At 68.8% G+C, this 18365-nt stretch carries 18 protein-coding genes; 6 read left to right on the forward strand and 12 right to left on the reverse strand.

Translation table 11 applies throughout. The annotated features are described in order from the left end of the window. Positions 1-11: 11 nt before the first annotated feature. A complete protein-coding gene (locus AC1RAD_RS08965) occupies positions 12-425 on the forward strand; it encodes a PPC domain-containing DNA-binding protein (protein ID WP_354346818.1) in 414 nt (137 codons plus the stop codon). Here AC1RAD_RS08965 and AC1RAD_RS08970 read toward each other — a convergent pair. Genes AC1RAD_RS08970 through AC1RAD_RS08980 form a run of 3 tightly spaced genes read right to left on the reverse strand, consistent with a single transcriptional unit; the run spans position 380 to position 3488 of the window. Continuing rightward, positions 380-1438 carry an amino acid ABC transporter permease gene (locus AC1RAD_RS08970; RefSeq protein ID WP_369628918.1) on the reverse strand — a complete coding sequence of 353 codons (1059 nt, stop codon included), beginning with the start codon at positions 1436-1438 and terminating at the stop codon, positions 380-382. The genes AC1RAD_RS08965 and AC1RAD_RS08970 overlap by 46 nt on opposite strands. Then, a complete protein-coding gene (locus AC1RAD_RS08975; RefSeq protein ID WP_492734588.1) occupies positions 1435-2433 on the reverse strand; it encodes an amino acid ABC transporter permease in 999 nt (332 codons plus the stop codon). The genes AC1RAD_RS08970 and AC1RAD_RS08975 overlap by 4 nt, the downstream gene beginning before the upstream one ends. Further along, positions 2430-3488 (reverse strand): amino acid ABC transporter substrate-binding protein, encoded by a 1059-nt coding sequence (locus AC1RAD_RS08980; RefSeq protein ID WP_492677048.1) that lies wholly within the window; start codon positions 3486-3488, stop codon positions 2430-2432. The genes AC1RAD_RS08975 and AC1RAD_RS08980 overlap by 4 nt, the downstream gene beginning before the upstream one ends. Positions 3489-3661: 173 nt before the next feature. On the opposite strand from AC1RAD_RS08980, the gene AC1RAD_RS08985 reads away from it, so the two are divergent. Beyond that, complete coding sequence (locus tag AC1RAD_RS08985; protein WP_062471245.1) at positions 3662-4051, forward strand: DoxX family protein; 390 nt, start codon at positions 3662-3664, stop codon at positions 4049-4051. A 21-nt stretch (positions 4052-4072) separates the two neighbouring features. Here AC1RAD_RS08985 and def read toward each other — a convergent pair whose 3' ends face one another. The 5 genes from def to smc form a co-directional block, all read right to left on the reverse strand. Continuing rightward, the gene (gene def / locus AC1RAD_RS08990) at positions 4073-4612 is read right to left on the reverse strand and encodes a peptide deformylase (RefSeq protein WP_139701600.1); all 540 of its coding nucleotides are present in this window, start codon (positions 4610-4612) and stop codon (positions 4073-4075) included. A gap of 32 nt (positions 4613-4644) precedes the next feature. Then, positions 4645-5091, reverse strand: coding sequence for a hypothetical protein (locus AC1RAD_RS08995; protein WP_492734589.1), 447 nt, complete (start codon positions 5089-5091; stop codon positions 4645-4647). A gap of 119 nt (positions 5092-5210) precedes the next feature. Beyond that, positions 5211-7307 (reverse strand): NAD-dependent DNA ligase LigA, encoded by a 2097-nt coding sequence (ligA, locus tag AC1RAD_RS09000; RefSeq protein ID WP_492734590.1) that lies wholly within the window; start codon positions 7305-7307, stop codon positions 5211-5213. A 26-nt stretch (positions 7308-7333) separates the two neighbouring features. After that, positions 7334-8440, reverse strand: a complete 1107-nt coding sequence (locus AC1RAD_RS09005) for a cell division protein ZipA C-terminal FtsZ-binding domain-containing protein (RefSeq protein WP_062471237.1) — start codon at positions 8438-8440, stop codon at positions 7334-7336. A gap of 13 nt (positions 8441-8453) precedes the next feature. After that, positions 8454-11969: a chromosome segregation protein SMC gene (smc, locus tag AC1RAD_RS09010; protein WP_070060697.1), complete on the reverse strand. Its 3516-nt coding sequence runs from the start codon at positions 11967-11969 to the stop codon at positions 8454-8456. Between the two features lie 113 nt (positions 11970-12082). Between smc and AC1RAD_RS09015 the strand changes: the two genes are divergently transcribed. From AC1RAD_RS09015 to AC1RAD_RS09030, 4 genes are all read left to right on the forward strand, one after another. Then, entirely contained in the window at positions 12083-12853 is a 771-nt protein-coding gene (locus AC1RAD_RS09015; protein ID WP_492734591.1) for a hypothetical protein, read from the forward strand. A 55-nt stretch (positions 12854-12908) separates the two neighbouring features. Further along, positions 12909-13229 carry a helix-turn-helix domain-containing protein gene (locus AC1RAD_RS09020; RefSeq protein ID WP_070060699.1) on the forward strand — a complete coding sequence of 107 codons (321 nt, stop codon included), beginning with the start codon at positions 12909-12911 and terminating at the stop codon, positions 13227-13229. Further along, positions 13226-14524: a type II toxin-antitoxin system HipA family toxin gene (locus tag AC1RAD_RS09025; RefSeq protein WP_492734592.1), complete on the forward strand. Its 1299-nt coding sequence runs from the start codon at positions 13226-13228 to the stop codon at positions 14522-14524. Before AC1RAD_RS09020 ends, AC1RAD_RS09025 begins: the two co-directional genes overlap by 4 nt. A 79-nt stretch (positions 14525-14603) precedes the next feature. Continuing rightward, positions 14604-15296 (forward strand): P-loop NTPase family protein, encoded by a 693-nt coding sequence (locus AC1RAD_RS09030; protein WP_062471226.1) that lies wholly within the window; start codon positions 14604-14606, stop codon positions 15294-15296. 256 nt (positions 15297-15552) lie between these two features. On the opposite strand, the gene fabG is transcribed toward AC1RAD_RS09030, so the two are convergent. From fabG to AC1RAD_RS09050, 4 genes are read right to left on the reverse strand one after another with little or no spacing between them, the layout of a single operon-like run. Continuing rightward, a complete protein-coding gene (fabG, locus tag AC1RAD_RS09035) occupies positions 15553-16284 on the reverse strand; it encodes a 3-oxoacyl-ACP reductase FabG (protein ID WP_062471225.1) in 732 nt (243 codons plus the stop codon). After that, positions 16281-16754 carry a hotdog family protein gene (locus AC1RAD_RS09040; RefSeq protein ID WP_492734593.1) on the reverse strand — a complete coding sequence of 158 codons (474 nt, stop codon included), beginning with the start codon at positions 16752-16754 and terminating at the stop codon, positions 16281-16283. Before AC1RAD_RS09040 ends, fabG begins: the two co-directional genes overlap by 4 nt. Continuing rightward, positions 16751-17521, reverse strand: a complete 771-nt coding sequence (locus tag AC1RAD_RS09045) for a class I SAM-dependent methyltransferase (protein ID WP_492734594.1) — start codon at positions 17519-17521, stop codon at positions 16751-16753. Before AC1RAD_RS09045 ends, AC1RAD_RS09040 begins: the two co-directional genes overlap by 4 nt. Further along, positions 17518-18351, reverse strand: coding sequence for a polysaccharide deacetylase family protein (locus AC1RAD_RS09050; protein ID WP_420906968.1), 834 nt, complete (start codon positions 18349-18351; stop codon positions 17518-17520). Before AC1RAD_RS09050 ends, AC1RAD_RS09045 begins: the two co-directional genes overlap by 4 nt. Positions 18352-18365 lie beyond the last annotated feature (14 nt).

Consider the following 18365-nt stretch of genomic DNA (forward strand, 5'->3'; position numbering starts at 1 on the left):
GGCAACAGCGCGTGGACACGCTGGTGCTGCGTCTGCAACCGGGCGACGACCTGCGCGCGGCGCTCGACGCCGTGCTGAAGCAACCCGGCATCGGCGACGCGGCCTTCGTGGTCTCGGGCATCGGCAGCCTGCGCGGCGCGAGCATCCGTTTCGCGGGTGCGGAGACGGCGACGCGGATCGAAGGCGACCTTGAAATCCTCACGCTCGCCGGCACGCTGTCGCCCGACGGCTCGCACCTGCATCTCAGCGTGTCGGACGGCGACGGCCGGGTGTCGGGCGGCCATGCCGCGCCGGGCTGCGTGGTGCGCACCACGGCCGAGATCCTCGTCGCGGTGCTGCCCGCGTGGCGCTTCTCGCGCGAGCCCGATGCGCAGACCGGCTACGCCGAGCTGGTGCCCAGGCGCCGCTCGAGCCAGACGCTGTAGCGCGACAGCCCGAAGCACAGCAGCCAGTAGACAGCTGCCACGAACAGGTAGCCCTCGAGGTAGAACGGCCGCCAGACCGGGTCGCCACCCAGCGCCAGCCCGAGCGCGCCGGTCAGCTCGAACAGGCCGACCACGGTGACCAGCGAGGTGTCCTTCAAGGTGCCGACCACGCTGTTGGTCAACGCCGGCACCACGAGGCGCAGCGCCTGCGGCAGCACGATGTCGCGCTGCACCGGCCAGCGGCCGAAGCCCAGCGCCATCGCCACCTCGGTCTGCCCGCGCGGCACGGCCTGCAGGCCGCCGCGGATGATCTCCGCAAGATAAGCAGCGACGAACAGCGTGAGGCCCATGAGCACGCGCACCAGCACGTCGGGCTGCCAGCCCGCGGGCCACAGCAGCGGCAGCAGGAACGAGGCCATGAACAGCACCGAGATCAGCGGCACGCCGCGCACCAGCTCGATGTAGCTCGCGCTCAGCGTGCGCACCACGGGCCATTCGGAACGCCGCCCCATCGCGAGCAGCAGCGCCAGCGGAAAGGCCAGCGCCAGCCCGACCACCGCCAGCCCGATGGTGAGCGGCAGGCCGCCCCAACGGCTGGTCGGCACCACGCTCAGCCCCGCCACGCCGCCGTGCATCAGCCCGACGAACAGCAGCAAGGCCACGCCCCACAAGGGCGCCAGCCACCAGTGCCAGCTGCGTGGCCAGGCGCTGAGCACGGTCACCGCGGACAGCACGACCACCGCGATGGCCGGGCGCCATTGCTCTTCGTACGGAAAGCGACCGAACAGCATCGGCCGCCACTTCTCGGCCACCACGCCCCAGCAGGCACCGTGCTGCACCGCGCGGCAGGCGTCGGCGTCGGGGCGGAACACGGCATGCACCACGCCCCATTCGAACGCGTGGAAGCCGGCCCAGGCCAGCAGGCCCAGCAGCAGCACCGTGGCCAGTGCGCGCAGCGGCGACCCCCACAGCTCGCTGCGCCATGCGATGGGGCCTTGCGCGACGTTTCTCATCGCCAGCCTCGCAGCGCGACGCGCGCGTTGTAGCGGTTCATGCCGAAGGAGATCACGAGCGACAGCAGCAGGTACACCGCCATGATGATCGCGATGCACTCGAAGGCGCGCCCGTTCGAGCCGATGGTGGTGTTCGCCACCGACACCAGCTCCGGATAGCCCACGGCCACGGCGAGCGACGAGTTCTTGGTGAGGCTCAGCAGCTGGTTGGTGAGCGAGGGCACGATCACGCGCAGCGCCTGCGGCAGGATCACGAGGCGCAGCTGTTGCACCGACGACAGGCCCAACGCCTGCCCCGCCAGCACCTGCCCCTGCGACACCGAGAGAATGCCGGCGCGCACGATCTCGGCGACGAAGGCCGCCGAGTACAGCGACAGCCCGGCGACGATGGTCACGTACTCCGGGCTCAGCGCGGCGCCGCCGCTCACGCCGAAGTCACCGCGCTCGGGCCATTCGAAATGCGTCGGCCACCCGCCACCCTCGCCCGCCACGGGCCAGGGCACGCTGAGCCCGCCCTTGCTGAGCCACACGCCCGGCAGCAGGTGCACGGGCTCGGTCGGATCGGGCAGCAGGTTGGCCATCGCGAACGCCAGCATCAGCAGCTGCACCAGCAGCGGCACGTTGCGCAGCAGTTCCACGTACGCGGTGCAGATGCCGCGCAGCAGCACGTGCGGCGCGAGCCGGCCGATGCCGATCAACGTGCCGAGCACCACCGCGAAGACGGCCGCCGGCACGGCCGCGCGCACGGTGTTGATCAGGCCCGCGAGGAACGCGCGCCACGACGGCTGGCTGGCGTCGAAGTCGAGCCAGCCCTCGCTGATCGAGAAGCCCGCGGGCTCGGCGAGGAAGTCGAAGCCCGAACGCACGCCGCGTGCGCGCAGCACCTCGAGCGCATGGTTCACCACCCAGAAGGCGCCGGCCACGACGGCCAGCACCAACAGGGCCTGCACGAGCCAGGCCAGCCAGGCGCCGCGGCGCGAGGCCTGCCGACTCATCGAACAGGAGGTGCGTAGATCAGGCCGCCTTTGCTCCAGAGGTTGTTGGAGCCGCGCGGCAGCTTGAGCACCGACTTCGGTCCGACGTTGCGCTCGAACATCTCGCCGTAGTTGCCCACGGCCTTGATGGCGCGATACGACCAGTCCTTGTCGAGACCGAGCAACTTGCCGAGGTCTTCGCCGGCGCCGAGCAGGCGCTGCTGCGCCGGGTCTTTGCTGCCGGCCTTGAGCTGGTCGGCATTGGCCTGTGTGACACCGAATTCTTCGGCCTCGATGAGCGCGTTGGGCACCCACTTGGCGATGGCGAACCACTCGTCGTCGCCGCGGCGCACCAGCGGCGCCAGAGGCTCCTTGGAGATCAGCTCGGGCAGGATCAGGTAGTCGTCGGGGTTGGTCGCTTCCTTGTTGCGCAGGCCGGCCAGCGCCGAGGCGTCGGTGGTGAAGGCCTGGCAGCGGCCCGAGAAGAAGGCCTTGAACGAGGCCTCGAAGCTCTCGAACACGACGGTCTTCACCGGGATGTTCTGTGCGCGGAAGTAGTCCGACACGTTCTTCTCGTTGGTGGTGCCCGACTGCGTGCAGATGGTGGCGTTCTTGAGCTGCTTGGCGCTCGTCACCTTGAGCTTCTTGGGCACCAGGAAGCCCTGGCCGTCGTAGTAGGTGATGGTGGTGAAGTTGAAGCCCAGCGACGCGTCGCGCGTGAGCGTCCAGGTGGTGTTGCGCGCGAGGATGTCGATCTCGCCGGCCTGCAGCGCCGAGAAGCGCTGCTGCGAATTCAGCGGCACGAAGTCGACCTTCTTGGGATCGCCCAGCACGGCCGCGGCGATGGCGCGGCAGGTGTCGACGTCCAGGCCCGACCAGTTGCCCTGCGTGTCGGGGGCCGAGAAACCGGCCACGCCGTTGGTCACGCCGCACTTGACGGTGCCGCGTTGCTTGACCGCGTCGAGCGTCTTGCCGGCAAAGGCCGGGGCCGCGGTGGCCAGCGCGAGAACGGAAGCGGCGGCGAGCAGTGCCGGGCGCAGTCGGGTGGTTGGGGTGGTCGTTGTCTTCTTCGTCATTGGTGTGTACTCCTCAACAGTAGGCAAAAGGCAGTGTACGGGGCGATGCAGGCCGACGACAAAGAACCCTGCGTTGGATACATATGTCGATCCGCTCGCGGGCGATCGGTTGGCGGCGCGGCCAGTTTCACTACCATACGGCCCTTTCATCACTCCCGAACAGGAATCACACCATGGTCAAGTCCGACGACACCGGCAAGCTCATCCTGCGCGTTGCGCTGGGCATCCTCATCCTGCTGCATGGCATTGCCAAGGTCGGCAAGGGCGTCGACGGCATCGGCGGCATGCTCGCGTCGCACGGCGTGCCCGCGGTGCTGGCCTACCTGGTCTACGTGGGCGAGATCCTGGCGCCGGTGCTGCTGATCGTCGGCCTGTTCACGCGGCCCGCCGCGCTGGTCGTGGCCATCAACATGGTGGTGGCGATCTGGCTGGCCCACCGCAAGGACCTCGGCGCGCTGAACGGGCAAGGCGGCTGGGCGCTGGAACTGCAGGGCATGTTCCTGTTCGCGGCGATCTCGCTCGCGCTCACGGGCGGCGGCCGCTTCGGGCTCAACAACAAGTAAGCAACGAGGCGGGCAGACGAATCAGTCGTCGTCGGCCGCATCGAGGCCCGGGAACAGGACCTCGGTGTAGCCGAAGCGCGAGAAATCGCGCACCCGCATCGGGTACAGCTTGCCGAACAGGTGATCGACTTCGTGCTGCACCACGCGCGCATGGAAGCCATCGGCGGTGCGGTCGATCGGGTCACCGTACAGGTCGAAGCCCGTGTAGCGGATGTGGGCGAAGCGCGGCACCACGCCGCGCAGGCCGGGCACCGACAGACAGCCTTCCCAGCCCTCTTCCTCTTCATCGCCCAGCGGCGTGATGACGGGGTTGAGCAGCACGGTGCGTGGCACCGGCGGCGCGTCGGGGTAGCGTGGATTGATGGTGTCGGTGCCGAAGATCACCAGTTGCAGGTCGACGCCGATCTGCGGCGCCGCAAGGCCGGCGCCATTGACCGCCTGCATGGTCTCGAACATGTCGCGCACCAGCAGGTGCAGTTCGTCGGTGTCGAAAGCGGCGACCGGCTGCGCGGTGCGCAGCAGCCGGGGGTCGCCCATCTTGAGGATTTCGCGGAAGGCCATCGCGCGATTATCGCGAGAGCCTCAGGCCACGATCAGGGGATACCCCCTTGGTTGTCCTTCGAGTCCGGCGAGGTCCACAGCCGCGCAGGGCCGCGGGGCATCTGCTGCGGATGCGAGGGAGTGATGCCGGGCACGCCACCCCCGCCGGGCCGCACCGGCGGCACCACGGCAACCGGCGGACGGCCACCGCCCCAACCCGGGCGGGTCGTCGGGTACGAGGGTCGCACGCCGGGGTACGGGTAAGCCGGCCGACGGCCGTCGTAATAAGGACGCCGGTCGTAGTACGGGCGGCGGTTGTCGTAGTAGCCGCCACCCTGGATGTAGACCGGCGCCGGCACCACCACGGGACCCGGGTCGGAGTAGTACGGTTCGGAATAGCCGCCGGAGTAGTACGGATCGCCAGGGACGGCTACGCAGCCGCTCAGCAGCGCGATGCCGCCGAGTGCGAGGCTGGTAGCGAGAACACGAATTTTTTGCATGAGGGACTCCTTGTCGGCCTTCTGTAGTCGTTCAACGCCCGCTTGTAGACCCTGTTGACTGCGCTGGTGTGAAGTCGCGTAACGGCCGGTAAAGGCCTGGATCCCGGGCGCCGGGCGACTCAGGCGTCGGGTGCCGGCGGAACACCGCTGGCGAGGATCTCCAGCATACGCGCCTCGTCGATCACCGTGACGCCGAGGTCGCGCGCCTTGTCCAGCTTGCTGCCGGCCTCTTCCCCGGCCACGAGGTAGTGGGTCTTCTTGCTGACGGAGCCGGCCACCTTGGCGCCGGCTGCCTCCAATTTATCCTTCGCTTCGTCGCGGCCCAGCGTAGGAAGGGTGCCGGTGATCACGAAGGTCAGTCCCGCCAAAGGCTTGGGCGCGCGGGCCTCGGGCTCGAATTCGTCCCAAGTCAGGCCGCAGGCGCGCAGCTGCTCGACCACCTCGCGGTTGTGCGGCTGGTCGAAGAAGGTACGCAGGCTCTGCGCCACCACCGGGCCGACGTCGTTGACCTCGAGCAACTGCTCCTCGGTCGCATCCATGATGGCGTCGAGCTTGCCGAAATGCTTGGCGAGGTCTTTCGCCGTGCTCTCGCCGACGTGGCGGATGCCCAGGCCGAACAGGAAGCGCGGCAGCGTGGTCTTCTTCGAGGCTTCGAGCGCATCGACGAGGTTCTGGGCCGACTTCTCGGCCATGCGGTCCAGCCCCGCCAGCGTGACGAAGCCGAGCTTGTAGAGATCGGGCAAGGTGCGGATCAGGTTGGCGTCGACCAACTGCTCGACCAGCTTGTCGCCCAGCCCGTCGACATCGACCGCGCGCCGCGCCGCGAAATGCAGGATGGCCTCCTTGCGCTGTGCCGCGCAGAACAGGCCGCCGGTGCAGCGGTAGTCGACCTCGCCCTCCTCCCGCACCGCCTCGGAATCGCACACGGGGCACTTGTGCGGCATGGTGAAGACCGCGCCGCGCTGGTCGTCCGGCTTGGCCAGGCTGTCGGGCGCCACGCCCACCACTTCGGGAATCACGTCGCCGGCGCGCCGCACGATCACCGTGTCGCCCACGCGCACATCCTTGCGGCGGGCTTCGTCTTCGTTGTGCAACGTGGCGTTGGTCACGGTCACGCCGCCGACGAACACCGGCGCCAGCTTGGCGACCGGCGTGAGCTTGCCGGTGCGGCCCACCTGGATCTCGATGCCGACCACCTCGGTCAGCTGCTCCTGCGCCGGGTACTTGTGGGCCACGGCCCAGCGCGGTTCGCGCGAGACAAAGCCCAGCTGGCGCTGCAGCTCCAGGCTGTCGACCTTGTAGACCACGCCGTCGATGTCGTACGGCAGCGCATCGCGCTGGCGGCCGATGGTTTCGTGGAACGCTATCAGTTCAATAGCACCGGTCGCTCGCGCGGTCTGCGTGGCCACCGGAAAGCCCCAGGCGTGGAACTGCTGCAGCCAGTCGAACTGCGTCGCGATGTCGGGGCCGCCTTCGGTCGCGGGCGAAACCTCGCCCAGGCCGTAGGCAAAGAAGCTCAGTGGGCGCTCTGCCGCGATCGCCGGGTCGTGCTGGCGCACCGCGCCGGCCGCCGCGTTGCGCGGGTTGACGAACACCTTCTCGTTCTTCTGCCCGGCGGCGATCTTCTGGCGCTGGCGCTCGTTGAGGGCGTCGAAATCGGCGCGCTTCATGTAGACCTCGCCACGCACCTCGACCACGGGCGGGGCGGCGCCCTTGAGCTTGAGCGGAATCTCGCGCACGGTGCGGATGTTCTGCGTGACATCCTCGCCCACCTCGCCGTCGCCGCGCGTGGCGGCCTGCACCAGCACGCCGTGCTCGTAGCGCAGGCTCATGGCCAGCCCGTCGAACTTGAGTTCGCAGACATAGCTGATCTGCGGCGCGTCTTCGGCCAGGCCCAGTTCGCGTCGCACCCGCGCATCGAAGGCGCTGGCGCCGGCGGGCGTGATGTCGGTCTCGGTGCGGATCGATAGCATCGGCAACCGGTGGCGCACCTTGGCCAGGCTGTCGAGCACGGTGCCGCCCACGCGCTGCGTCGGCGAATCGGGCGTGCGCAGTTCGGGAAACTCGGTCTCCAGCACCTGCAGGCGCTGGAACATCTTGTCGTACTCGGCGTCGGGCAGCTCGGGGGCATCGAGCACGTAGTACAGATGGGCGTGGCGATGCAGCTGCTCGCTCAGTGCGGCGGCTTCGCGTGCCGCTTCGTCGCGCGTTGTCATGGGGTGTCCCTCGGGAAAAAGACGGATCAGCTGAAGAGGCGTCGCGCCAGTGGCGAGCCCGCGGCGAGGTCGCGTGCGTCGAGCGTGTCGTACAGCTGCTCGAGGTCGGTGCCGATCACGTCCATGGTTTCGTCGCGCAGCAATTGGCCGTCGCTGTCGGTCACCACGCCGTCCATCTCGCGGGCGAGCGTGGCGGCGGCTTCGCGCATGCGTCGGAACGGCTCTTCGCCGCGATCGACCTGCGGCACGTCCAGGCTCAGGCTGAGCTCGCGAATCGCCGATTGCGCCGGATCGTCGGCCAGCGCGGCCTGGGTGTCGAACGAGAGCCCGAGGATCGGCGGCAGGCCGGCCTCGCTGGTCGGCAGCACCATGCGGCCCGGAATGATCCCGGCCACGAAGCCCAGCCGCGCGGCGTTCTGCTGCACGTAGCCCGGACTCCAGGCGGCGTGCAGCGCGCGCAGCACGAAGCCCAGTTGCGCGTCGTGCGCGCTGGCGAACTGGTCGAGCTCGCGGGCGCGCGCCACTTCGTCGAGCATCTCGGGAAACTCGGGCGCGCCGTTCACGGCATCGGCAAAGGCCTGCGCCTTGACCACGAACTCGGAGTACTCGATCTCGTTGAGCGCCCCGGTGCGGTTGGCCAGCTGCACGCCGACCTGGAACGCGCGGTAGCGCTGTCCGGGCGCCGGCGGCTCCCACTGGCTGGTGAGGTCGTTCAGGCCTTCGATGGCCACCGGCTTGCTGCCGGCGCGGCGCGTCGACGGCATGGACGCGAGCGCGGCATCGCCCGAGGCCAGGCCTTCGAGCGAAATGGGCGCGATCACGTCGATCAGCGGATCGAGCCCGCCACGGCGCTCGCCGGTGGGCACGGGCACGCCGCTGGGCGCGGGCAGGTCGGGGTCGAACAGCGGCTCGTGGCGGTCGCTGCCGGCCACCTGGCTCGGGTCGGCATGGAGCATCGGCTCCACGCCGCCATCGCTGCCGCCGGCCAGCGCGCGCTCGGCTTCGGCCAGGGCGACATCGACCGCATCGGGCTGGCGCGGCGCGTTGCGGCGCGACATCAGGGTGTTGTAGGCCACGACGGCCGCGAGAACGAGGCCGCCGAGGATCGCCAGGGCGAGGGTGAGATTGCTCATGCGCGCGCCTGCCTTATGCCGCTTCGACCATCGAGACCGCCGACTCCATGTCGACCGCAACGATGCGCGACACGCCCTGCTCCTGCATGGTCACGCCGATCAGCTGTTCGGCCATTTCCATGGCGATCTTGTTGTGGCTGATGAAAAGGAACTGGGTTTCACGGCTCATGGCGGAGACGAGTTTGGCATAGCGTTCGGTGTTGGCGTCGTCCAGCGGCGCGTCCACTTCGTCCAGCAGGCAGAAAGGCGCCGGGTTCAGCTGGAAGATGGCGAAGACGAGCGCAATGGCCGTGAGCGCCTTCTCGCCGCCCGAGAGCAGGTGGATGGTCTGGTTCTTCTTGCCGGGCGGCTGGGCCATGACCTGCACGCCGGAATCGAGGATTTCGTCGCCCGTCATCATCAGCTTGGCGTTGCCGCCGCCGAACAGCTCCGGGAACATGCGGCTGAAGTGCTCGTTGACGATCTTGAAGGTGCCGCCGAGCAGGTCGCGCGTTTCGGCGTCGATCTTGCGAATGGCGTCTTCGAGCGTGCCGATGGCTTCGTTCAGGTCGGCCGACTGCGCATCGAGGAAGATCTTGCGCTCGCTCGCAATCGCGAGTTCGTCGAGCGCGGCGAGGTTGACGGCGCCGAGCGCGACCACTTCGCGGTTCAGGCGATCGATTTCGCTTTGCAGGCCGGTCAGGCGCACCTTCTCGGTCTCGATCGACTGCGCGACCGCCTCGAGGTCGGCACCGGCGTCGTCCAGCAGCTGTTGGTACTGCTCGACGCCCAGGCGCGCGGCCTGCTCCTTGAGCTGGAACTCGGTGATGCGCTGGCGCAGCGGATCGAGTTCGCGCTCCAGCTGCAGCCGGCGCTCGTCGCTGGCGCGCAGCTTGAGCGTGAGGTCGTCGTACTGGCTGCGGGCCGCGCCCAACGCGGTCTCGCGCTCCAGCTTGAGCGACAGCGCATCCTGCAGGCCGGCCTGCGCGGCGGCATCCGACAGGCGGCTGAGCTCGGCGCGGGCGCGCTCGTCTTCGTCGGTCAGCGCGACGGTCTGCTGCGAGGCGGTTTCGATGCTGCGGTTCAGTTCGCCGCGGCGCGCTTCGAGCGTGCGCTGCGAGAAGGTGGCTTCCTGCGCCTGCCGCTCGAGGCTGCGGTGCTGTTCGCGGCTGGCCGTGAGCGCGCGGCCGGCTTCGATCACGCGCTCGTCGAGTTGTGCATGCCGCTCCTGGCTGTCGGCCAGTTGCATATCAAGCTCTTCGAAGCGGCCTTCGGCGGCGATGCGCTTTTCCTGCAGTTCTTCGAGCTGGGCATCGACCTCGCCGAGGTCGGCGGCCAGTTGCTGGCTGCGCGCGCGGGTCTGTTCGGCGAGCTGCGTCATGCGCAGCGTTTCGACCTGCAGCTCATGGGCGCGCGACTGCGTTTCGGCGGCTTCGCGGCGGGCCGTGACGAGGCGCTGCGCGGCATCGCCGTAGGCAGCTTCGGCACGGACCAGCGCGGTGCGCGCCTCTTCGTTGATGAGCGTCTGGGCCTTGAGCTGGCGCTCGAGGTTTTCCATTTCCTGCTGGCGGGCCAGGAGGCCGGCCTGCTCGGAATCGGGCGCGTAGAAGTTCACGCTGTGCGACGACACGGCGTGGCCGCTGCGCACGTAGATCACCTCGCCGGGCTGCAGCGTGGCGCGCTGGGCCAGCGCCTCTTCGAAAGTCTCGGCCGTGAAGCAGCCGTGCAGCCAGTCGTTCAGCAGCGCTTGCTGGCCGGCGTCGTTCAGGCGCAGCAGACTCGACAGCTTGGGCAGCGCGCCGGCGCCCTGCGGCACGCCAGCGGCGGGCGGGCTGTAGAAGGCCAGCTTGGCGGGAGGTGCGTCGTTGCCGAAGGCACGCACCATGTCGAGCCGGCTGACTTCGAGCGCGCCGAGGCGCTCGCGCAGTGCGGATTCGAGCGCGTTCTCCCAGCCCTGCTCGATGTGGATGCGGCTCCACAGGCCCTGCAGGCCATCGAGGCCGTGCTTGGCGAGCCAGGGGGCGAGCTTGCCGTCGGTCTTGACCTTCTCCTGCAGCGCACGCAGCGCTTCGAGGCGGGCCGAGAACTCGGCATGGCGGGCGCCCTCGGTGTTGACGGCCTGCTGCTTGGCGCGGCGGTCTTCGTCGAGCTGGGGCACGGCCTCCTGCAGCTCCTGCAGGCGGGCGTCGGACTCGCTGGCGGTTTCCTGCGCCGCGGCCAGCTGCTCCTGCATCTCGGTCAGCCGGTCTTCGTCGGGCGCGGCCAGTGCGTTCTGATCGGCGCGCAGGCGTTCGCTGCGCAGCGTGAGCTGGCGGCTCTGGTCTTCGATGTTGCGCTGGTCGGCGGCCAGCACCTGAATCTGCTGCTGCACCTGCGACACGGTAGCGCGCTGGGTGTTGGCTTCGTTCTGCGCACGCTGCACGGCCTCTTCGAGATCAGGCAACCGTGCGTCGTGCTCTTCGAGCTGCGCAGCCAGCAGGATGGCCTGCTCTTCGGCATCGACGCCGGCACCGGCCAACGTCTCGATCTCGGCCTCGGCCTCTTCGCGACGGCGGCCCCATTGGCCCATCTGTTCGCGCAGTTGCACCAGGCGTTGCTCGACGCGCTGGCGGCCTTCGACCACGAAGCGGATCTCGCCTTCAAGCCGGCCGACTTCAGCGCTGGCTTCGTACAACTTGCCCTGTGCCTGATTCACCAGGTCGCCAGCGCCGTAGTGGGCCTGGCGCACGGTTTCGAGTTCGGATTCGATGCGGCGCAAATCGGCGGTGCGCGATTCGAGGTCGTTGATGGCCTTTTCCGAATCGGCCTTGATCTTGGCCTGGTCGGCATCGCTTTCGCCGCGCTTGAGGAACCACAGCTGGTGCTGCTTCTTCGTGGCGTCGCCCTGCAGCGCGTTGTAGCGCGCCGCCACCTCGGCCTGCTTCTCGAGCTTCTCGAGGTTGGCGTTGAGTTCGCGCAGGATGTCTTCGACGCGCGTGAGGTTCTCGCGCGTATCGCCCAGGCGGTTCTCGGTTTCGCGACGGCGCTCCTTGTACTTGGAGACACCGGCGGCTTCTTCGAGGAACAGGCGCAGCTCTTCGGGCTTGGATTCGATGATCCGGCTGATCGTGCCCTGGCCGATGATGGCGTAGGCGCGTGGGCCCAGGCCGGTGCCCAGGAACACGTCCTGCACGTCGCGGCGGCGCACCGGCTGGTTGTTGATGTAGTAGCTGCTGGTGCCGTCGCGCGTGAGCACGCGACGCACGGCGATTTCGGTGAACTGGTTCCACTGGCCGCCGGCGCGGTGGTCGGCGTTGTCGAACACCAGTTCGACGCTCGAACGGCTGGCCTGCTTGCGGGTGGTCGTGCCGTTGAAGATCACGTCCTGCATCGACTCGCCGCGCAGTTCCGACGCACGCGACTCGCCGAGCACCCAGCGCACGGCATCCATGATGTTCGACTTGCCGCAGCCGTTCGGCCCCACCACCCCGACCAGTTGGCCCGGCAGCAGGAAGTTGGTGGGTTCGGCGAACGACTTGAAGCCCGAGAGCTTGATGGAGTTAAGACGCACGACTTGTCGCCCTGCCTTGGCATAGCGCCAAGGTATTGATTTGTAAGGAAAATTGCACGGGCCCGCAGCTTGAAGCGGGCCGCCGCCCCAGCCGTGGATGATAACGTCAGGGCATGAGCGATTCCCTGGCTTCTCCCCTCGCGGCGCGACGCACCTGCCTGCTGGCGGGCACCGCGGCCGCCCTGCTCGCGCCGCTGGTGCTGACGGGCTGTTCCTCCTTCCGTTCCACCGAGCGCGCCGAGCCCTACGGCAACCAGGAATGGCTGCAATCGGCCACCAACCGCATCGCCAACCTGTCGCTGCGCGACAACCTGCAATCGGTGCGCCGCGTGCAGACCACGCTGTACCGGCGCAACCCGCGCGAATGGCGCAAGTCGGCCGCCAGCATGGAAGAAGCCACGCAGCGCACCTGGGACGCGGTCCTGCAGGGCACGCCGTTGCCCGAGCTGCGCGGCGCCACCGGCATCGACGCCATCCGCCTGGCCTTCGAGACCGGCCCGCAGGCCTACCAGGGCGACCGCGTGGCGGCGCTGGTCGTTGGATGGGCCTCGATGCTCAAGCAGGCCAACGGCAACACCTGGGACCAGACCATGATCGACGGGGTCGACGCCGAGAACAGCTACCGCACGGCGCGCAACTTCGAGATTTCGCTCTGGCTCATTTCTTCCAAGACCGGCCCCGACGGCCAGCCGCTGCTGCTGGCCACCGAGATCAGCGAGCGCGGGCGCAACCTCGTGGCCGACCGCGAGCTGTCGAAGGTGGTGGCACGGCTCGACCTGCTGGCCGCGCAGGCCGACGAGAAATACCGCCGGGCGGCCCTCGATTTCGGGCAGAACTGGGTGATGGGCGTGGTCATGCCGCTCTTCACGCTGATACCCAAGTAGGCTCTTCGCATCGGAAATATGTTTCCGAAATAGGCATTTGCGGTAATATCTTTCCGTGGACAAGCAGGAACTCATCACCGCCCTCACGGCGCGTCGCGGGGCCACCGGCCTCACGAACGCGGAGATCGCCCTGCGTTCGGGACTCACCGAACGCTCGGTGCGCAATGCCCTGAGCCTGAAGGGCAATCCGCAACTGTCGTCGCTGCTCGCGCTGGTCGATGCGCTGGGGCTCGAACTGCAGCTCGCGCCCAAGGGCTTCGGCGAAGGCACGGCCGTCGATCCCGGCTACCGCCCGGTCGCCACGCGCGTCGGTCGTGCGCTGGCCGAAGCGCCTGCCGCGCCGCCCTACGTGCGGGGCCGCCGCTCACCGCCATGAACGTCAAGATCCTCGAGATTTCTCTCGGCGCGCACCGCCTCGGCAAGCTGTTCCAGTACGCCGATCTGTGCCGTTTCGTGGCGGAGCCCGAGCTGATCGCCAACCCGCCGCCCGGCGTGCTTTCGCTGTCGATGGTCGCAAGCGACCCGGCAGCCCAGGCCGCGCTATGGAGCGACGTGAAGAACCCGCTGTTCAACGCCCAGGGCGGCCAGTTGCCCGGCTTCTTCCAGAACCTGCTGCCCGAGGGCGTGCTGCGCAGCCACATCGCGCAGCTGCGCGGTTGCCGCGAGAACGATCACTTCGAATTGCTGGCGGCCTGCGGCGGCGACCTGCCCGGCGCCGTGGCCGCGCGCCCGGTGTCGGTGGACCGCGGCACGCTGCAGCGGCTCATCACGCAGGACCAGGACGCGCTCGAGATGTCGGTGGTCGAGCTGCCGATGCCGCAGGGCATCTCGGTCTCGGGCGTGCAGCCCAAGCTGGGCCTGCGCCGCCAGGGCGGCCGCTACGTGGCGCGCGTGCGCGCCGGTGCCAGCACGCGCGTGATCGCCAAGCTGCCGGTGGCCGGTCGGCCGCACATGCCGCAACTCGAGATGCTCTCGCTGCAGATGGCCGGGGTGGCGGGTGTCGAGGTGTGCCATGCCGAACTCGCGCCGCTGTCGGCCATTGCGGCGGAGCACAGCTATGCGCTGCCGGACGAGCCCGAGTTCCTGGCCGTCACGCGTTTCGACCGCGATGGCGCGCGCCGCATCCATTTCGAAGACTTCGCGCAGGTGCTGGCGGTCGACCCGATGCACAAGTACAGCGGGAGCTACCTCGACATGGCGCTGGCGATGCGCGCCTTTCCGTCACTGGGCGAAGACGCCGTGCTCGAACTGGTGCGCCGGCTCGTGGTCAACGACCTGCTGGGCAACCCGGATGCCCACCTGAAGAACTTCGGCGTGCTGTATCCCGATGGCATTGCGCCACGGTTGGCGCCGGCCTACGACATCGTGGCCTATGCGGCGCTGCAGGGCGTCGAGGGCCATGCGCTCCCGCTGTTGCCGGCTCCGGTTAGCGCCACCGCTGCGCGTCGCACCGCGATGTTCACGCCCGCCAACGTGCGCGCCTTCTGCTTCTCGACCGGCGTGCATGAGCCGCGCGTGCGGCGCGTGGTGGCCGACACGGCCCGCCTCGCGCGTGACCAGTGGCCCGCGATGATCGACGCGTCCGTGCTGCCGGCTCCGTGGAAGAAACGGCTGCAGCAGCGCCTGCAGGCACATCCCTTGCTGCAGGGCATGAGCAAGCGGGGTCGCTAGCCACAGTGGCGTGACAGGCGACCCCTAGAATGAATCCGCCCTCCTCCACCCCTCAACCCATTCGAGGCAGCAACCACTCATGAGCTCCATCAACTTCATCGGCGGCGAAAAAGGCGGTGTCGGCAAATCGGTCACGGCACGCGTGCTGGCCCAGTACTTCATCGATCGCAGCCGGCCTTTCACCGGCTTCGACACCGACCGTTCGCACAGCTCCTTCACCCGCTTCTACGAGGGCTTTGCCTCGCCCGTGGTGGTCGACAGCTTCGAAGGCCTGGACACGGTGGTGAACGGCTTCGAGACCAACCCGAAGCAGAGCGTGATCGTCGACCTCGCGGCGCAGACGCTGGCGCCGCTGTCGCGCTGGATCAAGGAATCCGACCTGTTCGACGTGTTCGAGGAGATCGACGTCACGGTCAACTTCTGGCACGTGCTGGACGACGGCAAGGACTCCACCGACCTGCTCGGCACGCTCATCGACACCTTCGGCAATCGGCCCAACTACATCGTGGTGCAGAACTACGGGCGCGGCAGCGACTTCGGGATGCTGCTGGCTTCGCAGTCGCTGTCGAAGGCCAATGCGAATGGGGCGCGTGTGATTGCCCTCCCGCGTTTGCATGAGGCCAGCATGCGCAAGATCGATGCGCAGAACACGAGCTTCTGGAAGGCGGTGAACGACCGCGAAGGGCCGCATGCGCTTGGATTGCTGGAACGACAGCGCGTGAAGTCTTGGCTGGCTACGGCCTACGCTGCGTTCGATACGCTGCCTCTTTAGGCCGTTTGGGAGCGCCCGACAGGCGACACGGCGTGGTCGGGCCCACTGTGCCGGCCGCTTCGCGGCTCCCCTGCGGTGCTCGCGTTTCGCGGGGTCTCGCAGAACTCGCCTTCGGCTCAAACAGCTGCGAGCCCTGATCCGCGAAACGCTGCGCTCCTCGGCGACACAGAGGGGCCGCCCACACCGCACCGCCTGTCGGGCTCCGGGGTGAAATGGATGCCCTGCTCTTCGCCAGGAAGAACGAAGCAGCCGGGCCTCAGATCATCCCGCCGTTGATCGAGATCACCTGACCCGTGATGTACGCGGCTTCATCGCCTGCCAAGAACGCCGCCAGCGCCGCCACTTCCTGCGGTGTCCCGGCGCGCTTCACGGGCACCATCTGGTTGATGAGCGCGGGATCGAACACCGCATCGGCCATCGGCGACGCGATGATTCCCGGCGCGATCGCGTTCACGGTCACGCCGCGCGACGCCACTTCGAGCGACAGCGCCTTGGTCGCGCTGTTCAGCGCGCCCTTGGCCGCGGCGTAGTTCACCTGCCCCTTGTTCCCCGCGATGGCGGCGACGGACGAGATGTTCAGCACGCGCCCCCAACGGGTGCGCATCATCGGCAGCAGCAGCGGTTGGGTCACGCGGAAGAAGCCGTTGAGCGACACGTCGATCACCTTGTGCCATTGCTCGGCGCGCATGCCGGGCAGTACGGCATCGTCGTGCACGCCTGCGTTGTTGACGAGGATCTGCACCGCGCCGCCTTCGAGGATGCGTGCGCAGCCGGCCGCGCAGGCCTCGTCGCTGCGCAGGTCGAACACATGGCATTCCGCCTTGCCGCCGGCGGCGGTGATCGACGCGGCCAGCTGCTCGATGGCCTCGGGCCGCGAGTTGGCGTGCAGCAGCACGGTGGCGCCGTCGCGCGCAAAACGCTCCGCCATGGCCGCGCCGAGCGCGCCGCTGGCGCCGGTGATCAGTGTGCGTTTTCCTTCGAAACTCATGACGGTGTGCTTTCGGTGTCCGCCAGCGGCGTGTTCAAGACCACCACGGCCCGGCCCTCGGCCAGCAGGCGGCCGTCGTCGGCCGCCACCGTGAATTCATACAAGACCTGCCGGTCGTCGCCGGACAGGCGCTTCGCGCGCACCTGCAACGCTCCGGCGATGTCGTCCAGCCGCGCCACCGCCAGCTTCACGTTGCGCGCACTGGCCAGGAAGCCGGCCGACGGTGTGCTGCCCTCGACGGCCAGCAGGCCGCCGTGCAGCGCCATGGCCTGCGCCGCGTACTCGATGGCGTTGGGCGCGAGCAGGCCGCTCTCGGTGCGCAGCGGGTTGTCCACCTGGCTGTGCGTCGTGGTGCTGCAATGGATCGATTCGCCGTCCCAGCCTTCGAGGCGCTCCAGCAGGCACATGCTGCCGCTGTGCGGAATGCGTGCGGCGATGCCCGCGCGGTCGAGCGTCTGCGGTGCCGTCAAGCGACAGTCTCCAGATCGGCCACCAGCAGCACGTTGGCAAACGGCGTGCCTTCGCTCATCGGCATGCTTTGCACGCGGAAACCCAGGCGCTGCAGCACGGCGATCCACTCGGCCAGCGGGCGGCCCCAGGTCGGGGAGACCTTGTGGCCGCGGATGCGCGTCACGGTGCGATCGACCCACTGGCTGATCGCGAAACCGCGCGTGCTCGACGCGTCGCCCACGCGCAGCAGCAGGCGCGCCTTCGGGTTGCCGCCACGGCGCAACGCGTCGCGCACGCGGGTCAGCACGCCTTCTTGCGCCGCGAGGTCCACGTAGTGCAGCACGTCGAGGATCACGACCAGATCGCAGTCGGGCAAGGCGGCCGAGCACATGTCGGCGCACACCAGCCGCGGCTTGGGCTTCAGGTGCCCGACCGACGCCTCGGCGCGCGCCACGTCCTTCGGCATCAGCTCGATGCCCGTGTAGTCCGCGGCAGCGGGCGTGGCGGCCCAGGAGGCCGGCCAACGTCCCTGTTGCTGCATCGTGCTCATCGACGCCAGCAGGCTCACGAAGAGGCCCTGTCCGCAGCCGATGTCGACCACGCGCCGGTGCTGCGCGTCGATCAGCCCGCGTTCGAGCAGGCCGCGGAACACCGGGTCGCGCCCGAGCTTGCCGCGTGCGAACTGCCAGGCGAAGGTGCCGCCCTTCTTGTAGGGCACGGTCGCGGCTTCATGCAGCTCGCGCCAGGCTTGGTCGGTGGTCATCGTCGATGGCATCACGGCGCTCATGCGGTCTTCAATCCTTCAGGCAGGGTCACGGCGCGCAATCCATCGGTGCGCAGGCGTTGGAGCAACAAGGGCAGGACTTCCAGCAAGACGGGTTGCCCCGCCGCGGTGCGCGCGGCATTGCCGTCGTGCAGCAGCAGGATGTCGCGCGCCTGCAGATGGCGGGCGAGGCGCGCCATCACCTTGGCGGCGTCGCCTTCGCGGGTGTCGAAACCGCGCCGCGTCCAGCTCACGAGCGAGAGGCCGAGGCGGTGCAGCACGGGTTCGAGGAAAGGGTTGCGCAGGCCGGCGGGCGCGCGGAAACAGGTCGGGCGCTGGCCGGTCACGTCGGTCAGGATGTCCTGCGCGCGCGCGATCTCCGCCGCGAAGCCGCGCGGGCCGAGGAAAGAGAAGTTGTGCCGATGTCGCGCCGTGTGGTTCTGGATGCTGTGGCCGCGCGCGACGATCTCGCGCGCCAGCGCCGGATGCGCCAGCACGCGCTCGGCGATGCAGAAGAAGGTGGCGCGCTGTCCGTGGGCGTCCAGCAGGTCGAGCACGCGGGGGGTGACCTCGGGCTCGGGCCCGTCGTCGATGGTGATCGCCACCTCGCGACGCGCACCGGCCGCCTCCGGCAGGCGCGTGACGTTCGGGCCGAGCAGGTTGCTGCGCGGCGTGAGCCCGGCGCCGGTGATCAGCGCATGGTTCAGCACCACAGCGCCGAGCGCCCAGGGCCATGCGCCCGGCACCAGCACGCCCGCGCCCAGGGCCGCCACATGCACGGCCGCGCTGGCGCGCATGGCCGGCGGCCAGGGCCAGGATTCGGTAGCGGCGACAGGGGCGGAAGGCGGCGACATGGTGGGTCCGGATT

Source organism: Variovorax sp. GW823-FHT04B03 (assembly GCF_058796495.1).